The sequence below is a fragment of the Maritimibacter sp. genome, assembly GCF_016774595.1.
Classification (GTDB): Bacteria; Pseudomonadota; Alphaproteobacteria; order Rhodobacterales; family Rhodobacteraceae; genus Maritimibacter; species Maritimibacter alkaliphilus.
The window spans coordinates 791,474-803,885 of the sequence record NZ_JACBWT010000002.1 but is presented as its reverse complement, the minus strand read 5'-3'; the positions used below and the strand labels follow the sequence as shown (position 1 = coordinate 803,885).

General features: G+C 62.2%; 10 protein-coding genes, 1 tRNA gene, 2 pseudogenes and 1 other annotated feature. Of the genes and pseudogenes, 10 read left to right on the top strand and 3 right to left on the bottom strand.

Going from position 1 to position 12,412, the window contains the following annotated elements:
* Positions 1-36: 36 nt before the first annotated feature.
* The 4 genes from HOY44_RS15260 to HOY44_RS15245 all read left to right on the top strand — a co-directional run bounded on the left by HOY44_RS15260 (position 37) and on the right by HOY44_RS15245 (position 3,824).
* Positions 37-927, top strand: a complete 891-nt coding sequence (locus tag HOY44_RS15260) for an AraC family transcriptional regulator (protein ID WP_287435781.1) — start codon at positions 37-39, stop codon at positions 925-927.
* A gap of 4 nt (positions 928-931) precedes the next feature.
* The gene (locus HOY44_RS22665) at positions 932-1,282 is read left to right on the top strand and encodes a phage integrase central domain-containing protein (RefSeq protein WP_502710700.1); all 351 of its coding nucleotides are present in this window, start codon (positions 932-934) and stop codon (positions 1,280-1,282) included.
* A gap of 297 nt (positions 1,283-1,579) precedes the next feature.
* Positions 1,580-3,376: an acyltransferase family protein gene (locus HOY44_RS15250; protein WP_287437246.1), complete on the top strand. Its 1,797-nt coding sequence runs from the start codon at positions 1,580-1,582 to the stop codon at positions 3,374-3,376.
* 148 nt (positions 3,377-3,524) lie between these two features.
* Positions 3,525-3,824 (top strand): hypothetical protein, encoded by a 300-nt coding sequence (locus HOY44_RS15245; RefSeq protein ID WP_287435779.1) that lies wholly within the window; start codon positions 3,525-3,527, stop codon positions 3,822-3,824.
* A 73-nt stretch (positions 3,825-3,897) separates the two neighbouring features.
* On the opposite strand, the gene HOY44_RS15240 is transcribed toward HOY44_RS15245, so the two are convergent.
* Positions 3,898-3,973, bottom strand: a tRNA-Thr gene (locus tag HOY44_RS15240).
* Between the two features lie 241 nt (positions 3,974-4,214).
* Here HOY44_RS15240 and HOY44_RS15235 point away from each other — a divergent pair.
* The 5 genes and pseudogenes from HOY44_RS15235 to HOY44_RS15215 form a co-directional block, all read left to right on the top strand.
* Positions 4,215-4,379: pseudogene (locus HOY44_RS15235) on the top strand (ABC transporter substrate-binding protein); the annotation flags it as partial.
* Between the two features lie 50 nt (positions 4,380-4,429).
* Positions 4,430-5,658 (top strand): IS3 family transposase gene (locus HOY44_RS15230; protein ID WP_287435777.1). Its coding sequence is split into 2 segments (ribosomal slippage): positions 4,430-4,724 and positions 4,724-5,658, totalling 1,230 coding nucleotides; the frame shifts between segments, so codons are not numbered across the junction.
* Positions 4,717-4,833: a sequence feature (AL1L pseudoknot), on the top strand. It overlaps the preceding gene by 117 nt.
* A 52-nt stretch (positions 5,659-5,710) precedes the next feature.
* Positions 5,711-6,547: pseudogene (locus tag HOY44_RS15225) on the top strand (glycine betaine ABC transporter substrate-binding protein); the annotation flags it as partial.
* Between the two features lie 83 nt (positions 6,548-6,630).
* Positions 6,631-7,521 carry an ABC transporter permease gene (locus HOY44_RS15220; protein WP_008330261.1) on the top strand — a complete coding sequence of 297 codons (891 nt, stop codon included), beginning with the start codon at positions 6,631-6,633 and terminating at the stop codon, positions 7,519-7,521.
* Entirely contained in the window at positions 7,514-8,536 is a 1,023-nt protein-coding gene (locus HOY44_RS15215; protein ID WP_138423464.1) for a quaternary amine ABC transporter ATP-binding protein, read from the top strand. Before HOY44_RS15220 ends, HOY44_RS15215 begins: the two co-directional genes overlap by 8 nt.
* A gap of 155 nt (positions 8,537-8,691) precedes the next feature.
* On the opposite strand, the gene HOY44_RS15210 is transcribed toward HOY44_RS15215, so the two are convergent.
* Both HOY44_RS15210 and HOY44_RS15205 read right to left on the bottom strand, forming a co-directional pair.
* Positions 8,692-9,642, bottom strand: a complete 951-nt coding sequence (locus tag HOY44_RS15210) for a class I SAM-dependent methyltransferase (RefSeq protein WP_287435775.1) — start codon at positions 9,640-9,642, stop codon at positions 8,692-8,694.
* Between the two features lie 119 nt (positions 9,643-9,761).
* Positions 9,762-11,420, bottom strand: coding sequence for an ABC transporter permease (locus HOY44_RS15205; protein ID WP_050772028.1), 1,659 nt, complete (start codon positions 11,418-11,420; stop codon positions 9,762-9,764).
* Positions 11,421-11,510: 90 nt separating this feature from the next.
* Between HOY44_RS15205 and HOY44_RS15200 the strand changes: the two genes are divergently transcribed.
* Positions 11,511-12,386: a hypothetical protein gene (locus tag HOY44_RS15200; RefSeq protein ID WP_287435771.1), complete on the top strand. Its 876-nt coding sequence runs from the start codon at positions 11,511-11,513 to the stop codon at positions 12,384-12,386.
* Positions 12,387-12,412 lie beyond the last annotated feature (26 nt).

Below are 12,412 nucleotides of genomic sequence, written 5' to 3'. Positions count from 1 at the left end.
TAAGATGGGTCCGAAACGCAGATTTTGGAGACGCCCATGTTCGATTCGCCGCTCTCACGGTTCCGCGCGGGGCATATCGAATGCGGGCTTCAGGAACGGGTCGTCGCCGCCCGGTCGACCGCCGCGCAGCACGACTGGTTCGTCTTCTACCTCGACAGCGGGCAGGCCGTCGCCGAAACGCAGGACGGCGAATTCGAGATGTCCGGCCCGGCGATGCGGTGGGGGCCGCTGGACGAACACACCCGTCTCAGGATCGGCGCGGGCGGGGCCGGGTATTACCTGTTCTTCGGCACCCCGATCTTCGAGGACGCCATCGGCCTCGCCGCCGAGGGGCCGGACCTGCGCATGTTCGCGGCCCAGCACCTCGTCGCCACGTTCGAGCGATCGGATTCCCTCGGCCAACGGCTCGACGCGCTGTTCGGGCGCATCACCGCCGAGGCGACGACGCCCCAGTTCGGCAGCGAAATCGCCGTCTCGGCCTATATCCGGCTTCTGCTCGTTCTGTTCTGGCGCAGCGTCGACCGCGACGTGACACCCCAGAGCGCGCGTCGCCAAGGCATCGGCGACATCAACCGCTTCCGAAATCTGGTCGAGGCGCATTTCCGCGCCCGGTGGAGCGCACAGCACTATGCCGAGGCGATGGGGATCACCTACGACAGGCTTCACGACCTGTGCGTCCGGACCGTCGGCAAACCCCCTGCCCGCCTGATCCGCGAACGCTCCATCCACGAAGCGCGCGTCCTGCTCCAACGCACCGCGCTGTCCGCCGAACGCATCGCCGTCATGCTCGGCTTTTCGTCGTCCAGCCAGTTCAACCACGTCTTCAAGTCGATGACCGGAGAAACGCCGGGCGCCTTCCGCAAACAGGCGCTCGCACAGGCCGGCAACGCCGAAAGCCGCGCGTCTGGCTTCGCGGATTGGCCCTAGTGTTTTGGCGCGGGGCCTGTGTCGGCATCGGTGCGATGGTCGAAGCGGCAAGGACGCTAACAAGGAACATAAGCGGCAACAGTCGGACGTTGCCCGCGACGCATTCGAAAGCCGCAAGGCCGAATTGAAACGCGACGGGGAAGCGGGCCGGTGTTTCAGCCCGCTCGAACTCCACGTTCTGTCCAAGCTGGGCAAAATGCCGGTTTCCAATATCGACCAACGTGACCTTCGCGACATCGTTTCGCCCACCCGGCACGACAAGGCCGACACCACGCGGAAGGCGATGAATCGTCTTTCCATCGTCATGCGTCACGCGGCGGCGCTGGGGCTAGAGGTCGATTTAAGAGCGACCTAGAAGGCAAAGGCGCTCTTGGGCATATCTATACGCTCCTCAGGCGGGTGCTCAGACCCCACTCGGTCCATGCAGACATGCGCCGAAATCCGAGACCATCGGCCAGCGCAGGAACTTGCATAGGGCGTTGTATTCGGCCAGTGACCCACTATCGCGTATTGATACTCGATCAGGCCAGCCAAAAGGCTCCCGGCGCGATGATTGGTAATGAAAGGAAACCGTGCAATGGCGCCTCCAAAGCTCGATACCAGTTTCCGGCCTGACGTCGAAGGCCTTCGCGCTCTGGCGGTATTTGCCGTAATCCTTTTTCACTACAGCAACGGTCGAACTGCGGGATTTGTTGGCGTCGATATCTTCTTCGTAATCAGTGGTTTCCTGATAACCCGCATAATCGCACGCGAGATCGTTGCCGGTCAGTTCCATTTCTCAGCCTTCTACGCCCGAAGGGCGCGTCGCATCATACCCGCTCTGGTCGCGGTCGTGCTTTTCACCGTGGCAGGCGGCCTTGTCCTTCTATCGCCCCCGGCTCTTGTCTTACTTGGCAAGCAAGCCATCTCTGCCCTTTTCGGCGTGTCGAACGTCTACTTTTGGCTAACGTCAGGATACTTTTCGCGCGAAGCCCATAGTGAGCCACTACTTCACACTTGGTCACTCGGCGTCGAGGAGCAGTTTTATCTTCTATGGCCGATGGCGCTGCTTTTGCTTCATCGCATCTGGGGCCTGTGGGGAAAGCCCGCGCTCTTGGTCATTGGATTGTTCATTGCTCTGAGCTTTGGCAGCATCCGCATTCTTACCGGAGATTACGAAACCTTCGCGTTTTTCATGCTTCCCACACGGGCTTGGCAATTGGCGACGGGCGGGCTTCTCGTGTTCTTGCCCAGCCTTCACGGTCATAGATGGCCTGGCGTATTGAAGGCTGCCGGGCTTCTCTTCATTCTTGCCGCCATCCTCCTCATAGAACCGGACGCCTCTTATCCGGGCTTTTCGGCGCTACTGCCGACCGTCGGAGCGGCCCTTCTGATCTGGCCTTCGGACCGGAGAACGTATGTCGCGGACCTCCTGAGCATTCGCCCGCTACGTTACTTTGGTAAAATCTCCTACTCCCTTTACCTTTGGCACTGGCCGCCTTTGGTGTTGCTCCTGACATGGAGCCAAAGCGCCAGCTTATCGTTGGTTCAAAGCATTTTTCTGTTTCTGTTCGCGTGGGCAATGGCTCAATTGAGCTGGCGATTTGTCGAACAGCCTTTCCGACGGAAAAGCACCGGAAATTCGAAGGTTCTGGTCACATCGGCAGGGGTGGTGTGTGTGGTGGCCTTAATCCCGCTCGGCTTCGTCCTGTCCGATGGAGCGCCAGCCCGGATTTCAGAGGCCGGAAGAGAGCTGTCCAAGAAACTGGATCGAGAAGAAGCAGACGACCAATCGGTCTTTTGTGACTTTAAGGAGGTGATCGAGAGCGATGCGGAGTGCGCCCGGTTTTCCAAAAACGAAGAACACGTCTTGGTCATGGGCGATAGCCATGCAGATCATCTGGTTTGGGCGATCAAGGATGCGTTCCCGGCAGTCAAAGTAAGCACCCTCATAAGGTCGGGTTGTCGTCCGATTGTTGCGTCCGTCGGGCGCAAGAACTGCGTTGAAATGTATGACGCATTCTTTCGCGACGTGCTTCCCGACCATCGGTTCGATGCAATCGTGCTGTCCGCCAGATGGCGCAATGGTCAATATGAGAACCTTGAGCCGACGGTTGCCGCACTAGGAGCTTACGCGGATCGATTGGTCGTTTTGGGGCAAACCGTTGAATATGACCATCCGCTTCCTGAGCTGCTTTTGGCCAGTTATCTGCCACGGCGGAGTTCCGACATTCAGGACTTCATGTCACGGTGGTCGGAAATCAAGAAAATTGACGAGCACATGGCCCGGAGTCTGTCCGATATTCCTGTGGAGTATTACTCGGTGATCGAAGCTGTATGCCCTGACGACAATTGCACTTTGTTCTCTCCGTCCGGTTACCCGCTTACGTGGGACTACGGCCATTTCAACGCATCCGGCGCAAGGTTGGTGGTCGAACGACTTCAGAGCAAAGGCTTCCATTTGCCGTAAACGCGTCCCGAAAGATTTCTTCGGGTCGAAAGCTGACTTTCCACGATGGATCGTAGTCAAAACTGGCTTATGATTTCGGCAAAACCGGAGGTGAGCGATGGGCGGGTTCGGTAGCGGACGACACTGGCACTGGAACACATAGAACACTGTGACAGACGACCGGGCGCTGGACGGTCGGCGCTGGACGCGTGATGAGCTACCCTTTTCAGCGAAGAGCTACGACCGAGCCGCGCGGAAGTTCGACAAAATCAGAGCGCGGCTGGGCTGGGACTTGGGCCTGGAGGGAGTGCCGCGCGGACGCCCGAAAGGGATTCACCGCAAAACCTACGAACGATTGTCGGCGTGGGTCTGGGAATTGACCGATGAAGCGGTGCTGGGTTTCGCCGATCAATTCGCCTTCGCGTTACTCAAGATGGACCCAAAACCAGGCGACAGCGCGGACTTGTAGGGGGACTGACAGGGGGATTCCAGGAGCGCCAAAGTCAATAACCCGCTTTTTTCAAAAACTTATGAGAAAAAATTGGTGCCCCCAGAGAGACTCGAACTCCCGACCCACTGATTACAAATCAGTTGCTCTACCAGCTGAGCTATAGGGGCGCCTTGCGCGATTTAGACCGAGTGCGGCGCGCAATCAAGTCCGTGCTCTTGCCGATACCTCACGTTTCCTTTGAAAATTTGCCCAGCCTGTGCCCAAATGACCGGATAGCGCAAACAGGCCAGTGTACGGGCTGTTTACAATACTAAAGGCCTATGCTCTGTTTGCGACATGAAGAGAAGATGATGTCGCTTTTGGGACGGGAAGAGACACCCAAACGAACGATTTCACAGGGAGACCCTCATGACTAAGAAAACACTCGGCGTGCTGGGCGCGCTCGGCCTTTCGGTCTGCTTCGGCTCGGCCGCCTTCGCGCAGGAATGCGGAGACGTGTCGATTGCGGAAATGGACTGGGCCTCGGCCGAACTCATGGCCAATGTCGACGCGATCATCCTCGAAGAAGGATATGAACCGCTCCGGGTTTTCCGGAGGCTCCAGATCAAGGAAGGATTGGAGCCATGGAAAAAGACAACAGAGCGAACCGCTATTCACCTGAGACACGAGCAAGGGCCGTGCGGATGGTATTCGACAATCAAGGCAGCTACGACAGCCAGTCGGCGGCGATCAAGGCCATTGCACCGAAAATCGGTTGCGGCCGGGATACGTTGAAGCGTTGGGTTCAGCAGGAAGAAACCGACGCTGGTCACCGGGATGGCGTGACATCTGAGGAGCGGGCCCGGATCAAGGATCTGGAACGCGAGGTTCGGGAGCTTCGGCAGGCCAACGAAATCCTTAAGAAGGCCAGCGCGTATTTTGCCCAGGCGGAGCTCGACCGCCCACTGAAACGATGATCGGTTTCATCGAAGATCATCGGGCCGAGTATGGGGTCGAGCCGATCTGCCGTGTTCTGCCGATCGCCCCCTCGACCTTCTACGAGCATCTGGCCATTGCCCGAAACCCGGATCGGGCGTCGGATCGCGCCAAGCGGGATGCCGCCTTACGGCAAGAGGTGCAACGCGTCTGGGATCAGAACTTCAAGGTCTACGGGGTGCGCAAGGTCTGGCTTCAGATGCGCCGAGAAGGCTTCGACGTGGCCCGCTGCACGGTAGAACGGCTGATGCGGCAGCTTGGCATACAGGGCGTTGTTCGCGGCAAGGCCCAGAAAACGACGCGACCGGACAAGGCGTTGCCATGCCCGCGCGACAAGGTGAACCGACAGTTCCGGGCACCGGCGCCGAACACACTCTGGGTCAGTGACTTCACTTACGTCTCGACCTGGCAAGGCTTCGTCTATGTGGCCTTCGTGATCGACACCTTCGCCAATCGGATCGTCGGCTGGCGGGCGTCAAGGTCCCCGCAAACCCAGTTCGTGCTGGATGCACTGGAGCAGGCGCTTTACGAGCGGCGTCCAAGCGGCGATCTGATCCATCACAGTGACCGCGGTAGCCAGTATGTGTCGATCCGCTATACCGAGCGCTTGGCTGAAGCCGGGATCGAACCCTCGGTCGGCAGTGTGGGTGACAGCTATGACAACGCCCTGGCCGAGACGATCATTGGGCTGTTCAAGGCGGAAGTCATTCACCGGTTGGGACCGTGGAAAAGCGCTGATGCCGTCGAATGGGAAACCCTGAAATGGGTCGATTGGTTCAACAACCGACGCCTGCTGCAACCCATCGGAAACATCCCGCCAGCAGAGGCCGAGGAGAAGTTCTATGAACAGCAAAACGAGTTCGATAACGTCGCGTGAGACGGAGTAATCAGCCTCCGGGAAACCCGGGGCGGTTCAATATGGCTGCGACGTCTCGCTCATCCCGGGCGCGACCACCACGACCTTCGCCTCGATGAGCGAAAAGGCCGAGCCCGACGTGGCACCGGAACTCTGGATCAACGCCGTGCGCGATCCGCTGTCGGCCGCCAAGGAAGAAGGCTCGCTCGTCGCGCTGAACGACGGCCCGATCACCGGCCTTGGCGAAGGCTGGTGGGTGACGCCCGCATTCGCCGAAGAGCACCCGGAACTCGACACGGTCGAGAAACTGCTCGAACGCCCCGACCTCTTCCCCTACGCGGAAGACGAAAGCAAAGGCGCCTTCGTGGGTTGCCCGGCGGGCTGGGGCTGTCAGCTCGTGAACGCGAACCTCTTCCGCGCCTTCGACATGGAAGAAAAAGGCTGGGTGCTGGTCGATCCGGGTTCGGCTGCGGGCCTCGACGGGTCGATGGCGAAAGCCGCCGACCGGGGCGAGCCGTGGTTCGGATACTACTGGTCGCCCACCTCGATGATCGGCAAGTACAACATGGTCATGCTGCCGTTCGAGGCCGAGTTCGCCGGTCGCGAAAACTGGGACGGCTGCATCGCGCTGGCCGAGCAGGATTGTCAGGACCCGCAGCCGACCGCATGGACGGTGTCCGAGGTCGAGACGGTCGTGACCGACGACTTCATGGAAAAGGGCGGCGTCGCGGCCGACTACTTCAAAGCCCGCGTGTTCCCGGGTGACGTGATGAACGCCATGCTCGTGTTCATGAACGAAAATCAGGCGACCGGCGAAGACGCCGCGTTCGAATTCCTGATGACCCACGAAGACATCTGGACCCAGTGGGTCGGCGAAGACGTGGCCGCCAAGGTCAAGGACGCGCTTTGATCGCGACGTGACAGGAAAAGGGCCCGCGCCGGACGCGGGCCCTTTTTCAATTCAAGAACAATGACCTCAGAAGGGGAACAGGGATGGAATTTCTGACAGAATTCCCGTCGCTCGGGCGGGCCGACCTGTCGGCCATGCGCCGGTGGATCGACGGCAACTTCCGCGAATTCACGCGCGCCACGGGTGAGGCACTCGAAGCGTTCTTCAATCCGCTTCTGAAATTCCTCGTCTGGTTCGAGGATCTGCTTCAGGCGACGCCATGGCCCATCATCCTGCTCGTCATCGGCGGGCTGGCCTGGCTTGGCGCACGGGACTGGAAGATCACGATCGGCTCGGTCGTCGCCTTCGTTCTGATCGGTGTCTTCGGGATGTGGGAGGATACGATGTCCACCCTCGCGATCATCTCGGTCGCCACGATCCTGTGCATCGCCATCGGTATTCCCATCGGTATCCTGATGTCGCGCTCGGACCGGATGCAGTCGATCATCACACCGATCCTCGACGTGATGCAGACCATCCCCTCCTTCGTCTATCTCATCCCGGTCGTCATGCTTCTGGGCATCGGCAAGGTGCCGGGCCTCATCGCCGTGTGCATCTACGCGATCCCGCCGATCGTGCGCCTGACGAACCTCGGCATCCGCCTGGTCGATGCCGACGTGATGGAAGCCGCCGATGCTTTCGGCGCCTCGCCCCGGCAGAAACTGTTCGGCGTTCAGGTGCCGCTGGCGCTGCCCAACATCTTCGCCGGCGTGAACCAGACCATCATGATGGCGCTGTCGATGGTCGTCATCGCCTCGATGATCGGGGTGCAGGGGCTCGGCGTCCCGGTGCTGCGCGCCATTTCGAACCAGTATCTCGCGCTCGGCCTCATGAACGGTCTCGCCATCGTGGCGCTGGCGATCATCTTCGACCGGGTCTCGCAGACCTACGGCAAACGGCTTCAGGCCTATCGGACGGGACGCGGCAATGACTGAGGAAAACATCAAGGTTCAGATCCGGAACCTCTACAAGATCTTCGGCAACAACCCGAAAAAGGTGCTGCCGCTGGTCAAGGACGGCATGGGCAAGCCCGAGCTTCTGGACAAGCACAATCACGTGCTGGGCATTCAGGACGTGTCGCTCGACATCCCGGAGAAGCGCATTCAGGTCATCATGGGCCTGTCGGGGTCCGGCAAGTCGACCCTGATCCGTCACGTCAACCGCCTGATCGAACCGACGGCGGGCGAAATCCTCGTCGACGGCGAGGACGTGATGAAGATGTCCGACGACCAGCTTCGCGACCTCAGACGGTTCAAGATGTCGATGGTGTTCCAGAAATTCGGCCTCCTACCCCACCGGCTGGTCGAAGAGAACGTGCAATACGGCCTGACCATTCAGGGCGTGGACGAGAGCGAGGCGAAGAAACGCGCCCAGCACTGGATCGACCGCGTGGGCCTGTCGGGTTACGAACGCCACTATCCGGGCCAGCTGTCGGGCGGGATGCAGCAGCGCGTGGGTCTCGCCCGCGCGCTGGCCACCGATGCGGAAATCCTCCTGATGGACGAAGCCTTCTCGGCCCTCGACCCGCTCATCCGCTTCGACATGCAGTCGATCCTGCTCGAGCTTCAGGACGAGCTTCACAAGACCATCATCTTCATCACCCACGATCTCGACGAGGCGCTGCGCCTCGGCGAAAACATCGCCATCCTGCGCGACGGCGCGCTCATTCAGGAGGGCGACGCGCAGGAGATCGTGCTGAAGCCGGCGGACGACTACATCGCGGACTTCACCAAGGACATCAACCGCGCCAAGGTGATCCGCCTCTACGGTCTCGCCACGGCCGCCCCGAACGGGTTCGACGGGCCGACCGTCGACGGCGACATGGTGCTGGACGAAGCGATGCCGGTCATCAACGAAGCCCCGGACCGCACCGTCGGCGTCACCGACGAGACCGGCAAGCTGATCGGCACCGTCGATCTGTCGACGGCGATCCGCGCGCTCCACGCCTGACCCGCGTCCTTCTTCGTTTCAAGAAACCTCGGAGGGGGGCCGGACTTGCCCCGGCAAGGCCGGCTGGGGGAGGCTGGCCTCCCCCACCGCGTCGACCCGGCCTTGCCGGGGCGGCGCAAAAGCTGCGCGGGCGCAAGCCCGCACCGCCCGGTCGCTCAGGCCGGGAGCGACGCGCGATCCTCTTCGCCCGCGTTGCGGCTCGCCTCCAACCCCGTGGCGACGACGCAGAGCGAGGCGATGGGCGCGCCCCGGTCCAGACGGACGACGCAATCCTTGACGGTCACATGGGCGAAACCGGCATCGGCAAGCAGGCGGGCGATGTAGTCGGGACCATGGGCGAAGCGGCGGCTTTCGCGCAGGACGACGCCCTTGTCGGCCTTCTCGACGGTGAACGCCAGCCGCCCGCCCGGTGCCAGCATCCCCGCACACCAGCCGACCACCCGTTCGAGCGCGCCGAGATAGGCAAAGACATCGGCGGCCACGATCAGCTCGAACGGCGCACCGCCAAGGTCCAAGGCGCCGATGTCGCGCTTTTCGAGCCGGTCGTAAATGCCCTTGGCCTCCGCCTCGGCCAGCATCCGGGCCGACAGGTCGCAGCCCTCGAGCCAACCGCTGATCCCCCGAAGTCGCTCGCCCATAAGCCCGGTCCCGCAGCCCAAGTCGAGCGCCCGTTCGACCCGGTCCGGACCCGCGACGGAAAGCGCCGACATGATCTCGTCCGGCCCGCGATAGTCCAGCTTTTCGACCAGCGACGTCTCGAAACGCGGCGCATATTGGTCGAACAGCAGTTCCACGAAGGCTGGCGGCATGGTGTCGACCAGCGGAACCGCGCGCGCCAGATCGCGTTTCAGGCCCGCCCCGAACGGGTCGGTCGGATCGAGCGTCATGGCCCGGCCCCATGCCGTCACGGCGGCGTCGCCGTCTCCGACAAGGTCGTGAAATTCGCCCAGCCGGAACCAGCCCGCCGCCCATCCCGGCGCGATCTCAAGGGCGCCGGACAGCACGTCGATCGCCGCGTCCATATCGCCCAGATGGGCCATCGTCTCGGCATAGCTCGCGCGCCGGTCGGCGGCGGGGTCGCCCGAGGGAAACAGCATTCCTGCCATCGGTTTTCGTCCAAGGGGCCCGCTCATCTGCCGGTCGGCCACGCGGCGGGCGTCACGCTGCGCTCGCTGGCGCATCGGACGCGCAGATAGGGCCGCCCCGCCGTGCTGTCAATCCGCGATCAGCGGTTCGCGCGTGCCATGAAACCGACTGCCACGAGCCCCACGAGAATGACGAGGATCGCCGCGGGCGCCGCCTGCCCGATCTGTTCCAGCGAGGCCTTTTCATAGACCCGCGTAGCGAGCGTGTTGTAGTTGAACGGACGCAGAAGAAGCGTCGCCGGCAACTCCTTCACGCAGTCCACGAAGACGAGCAGAAGCGCGGTCCCAACCGAGCCGCGCATCAGGGGCACATAGACCTCGCGCAGTGCCCCGCCCGCCGACCGGCCCAGCGAGCGTGCGGCCATCGGCAGCGATGGCGACACCCGCCCCATCGCGGCATCCGCCGCATTCTGGGCGATGGCGAAGAACCGGACACAGTAGGCGAAGACCATGGCAAAGGCCGTGCCGGTCAAAAGCAGGCCCGGATCGAACCCGGTCAGGCCATAGACCGCGTCGGCGACCGTGTTGTCGAGCGCGGCCAGAGGGATGAGGATACCGACCGCCAGAACCGCGCCCGGCGCGGCGTAGCCGATTGTCGAGACTGGCATGACCATGCGCGGCAGCTTCGACCCGGTCAGGCGAACGCCATAGACCAGAAACAGCGCAAGCGTGACCGTCACCACAGCCGCGCTGCCGCCGACCGCCACCGTATGCCCAAGGGCGCGGAACAGCCCGGCGGACAGCCATTCCTCGGCATTGTGCGCCGCGTGCCACAAGAGCACGCCGACAGGCAGGATGAAGCCGACCGCGAAGGGGACGAGGCAGAACAGGGTGGCAAGCCACCCCTGCCAGCCGGTCAAGGCGACCGGATCGACGGGGCGTTGCTGGCGTTCGAGACGGTAGAACCGGCTTTTCGACCGGCTGACCTTTTCGATGGCGACCAGCACGAGGACGAGACCCAGAATGACCATGGCGATCTGGGCGGCCCCGCCCGCGTTCCCCATCTCCAGCCAGGTGGTGAAGATGCCCGTGGTCAGGGTCTGCACCGCAAAGAAATCGACGGTGCCGAAATCCGAGACCGTCTCCATCATCACGATGGCGGACCCGGCGGCAATCGCGGGGCGCACCAGCGGAAGCCCGACGCGCCAGAAGCGCCCGAAGGGGCCAGACCCCAGCGCCCGCGCCACCTCGTACACCCCGCCCGATTGCTCGCGCAGCCCGGTTCGGGTCAGAAGGTAGACATAGGGCGACAGGGCGGCGGTCAGCACGATGATCGCCGCGCCGATCGAGCGGATTTCGGGGAACCAATAGGCCTGCGCGTTCTCCCACCCGAACAGTCCGCGCAACGCGGTCTGCACCGGGCCGGAGTATTCGAGGAAATCGACAAGCGCATAGGCCCCGACATAGGCGGGGATCGCCAGAGGGAAGAGCAGCAGCCACTCCAGCCAACGGCTCCCCGGAAACCGGTACATGACGATCAGCCACGCGGCCCCGGTGCCCACCGCGGCGGACAGGAACGCGACCGACAGGGCGAGGATCACGGTGTTGGTGAAGTAGCGTGGAAGCGTCGTCGAGATGAGATGCGGCCAGACGTTCTCGGCCGGGTTGAACGCCATCCAGACCACCGCAAGGATCGGGCCGACGACAAGCAGCCCGATCAGCACGGCCCCCACCGACCACCGGCTGGGCATTCGCAGGCCTTTCGGGCGCGTCAGAACTTGACCATTTCGCTCAACCATCGCCCGGTCCGCATATCCCATTTCCGGTTTAACTGTCCAGAATTCCCGCTATAAATTGGCCCACTACCGAAAGGACGGCCCGAACCACTCATGCAGATTGCATTCCACATCGGTGCCCATTGCACTGACGAAGATCAACTCGTCAAATCGCTGGTCAAGAACAACCAGATCTTCACCGAACAGGGCGTGGCCGTTCCCGGTCCGTCACGCTACCGCAAGCTTTTGGCCGATGTGGCGGTCAAGCTCGCCGGCAAGCCCGCGTCGCTCGAAACGCAGGACATGGTGCTCGAGCAGATCCTCGACGGCACGGACCCGGATCGGCTGGTGTTTTCCTTCGACAATTTCATCAGCGGCCCGCGCCGCGCGCTCGAGGACGGAATGCTCTATCCGGCGGCGGCCGAAAAGGCGCGGGTGCTCCACAACCTTTTTCCCGACCACAGGGTCGAGTTCTTCCTTGCCGTGCGCGACCCCGCGACCTTCGTTCCGGCCTTTCTGACGAAATACACCGACATCGACCGGGGCGAGGTCATGTCGAAGCTGAACCCGATGGGCATGGTCTGGTCCGACATCATCAAGGACATCCGCGAAGAGAACCCGGATTGTCAGATCACCGTCTGGTGCAACGAGGATACGCCCCTGATCTGGCCCGAGGTCATGCACGAAATCACCGCCATCGACATGCGCGTGCTGTTCAAGGGGGGATTGGACATCATCGCGCAGATCATGGAGCGCGAAGGGGTCAAGCGCCTGCGCGCCTACATGGCCGAGAACCAGCCGACCAACGAGATTCAGCGCCGCCGGGTGCTCGCCGCCTTTCTCGACAAATACGCGATCGAAGACGCGGTCGAGCAAGAGATCAATCTGCCGGGTTGGACCGCGGAACTGGTGGAGGAGCTTTCGGCTTCCTACGAAGACGACATGCTGGAAATCGCGCGGATTCCCGGCGTGAATTTCATCACCGCCTGATCGGTCGCCCGGCGCATCGCGCCGAC

Excerpts from the sequence above, each read along its gene's own strand:
- HOY44_RS15260 (WP_287435781.1), top strand. The coding sequence starts at position 37 with ATGTTCGATTCGCCGCTCTCACGGTTCCGCGCGGGGCATATCGAATGC.
- HOY44_RS15220 (WP_008330261.1), top strand. The coding sequence starts at position 6,631 with ATGGAATTTCTGACAGAATTCCCGTCGCTCGGGCGGGCCGACCTGTCG.
- HOY44_RS15215 (WP_138423464.1), top strand. The coding sequence starts at position 7,514 with ATGACTGAGGAAAACATCAAGGTTCAGATCCGGAACCTCTACAAGATC.
- HOY44_RS15210 (WP_287435775.1), bottom strand. The coding sequence starts at position 9,642 with ATGGCAGGAATGCTGTTTCCCTCGGGCGACCCCGCCGCCGACCGGCGC.
- HOY44_RS15205 (WP_050772028.1), bottom strand. The coding sequence starts at position 11,420 with ATGGTTGAGCGAAATGGTCAAGTTCTGACGCGCCCGAAAGGCCTGCGA.
- HOY44_RS15200 (WP_287435771.1), top strand. The coding sequence starts at position 11,511 with ATGCAGATTGCATTCCACATCGGTGCCCATTGCACTGACGAAGATCAA.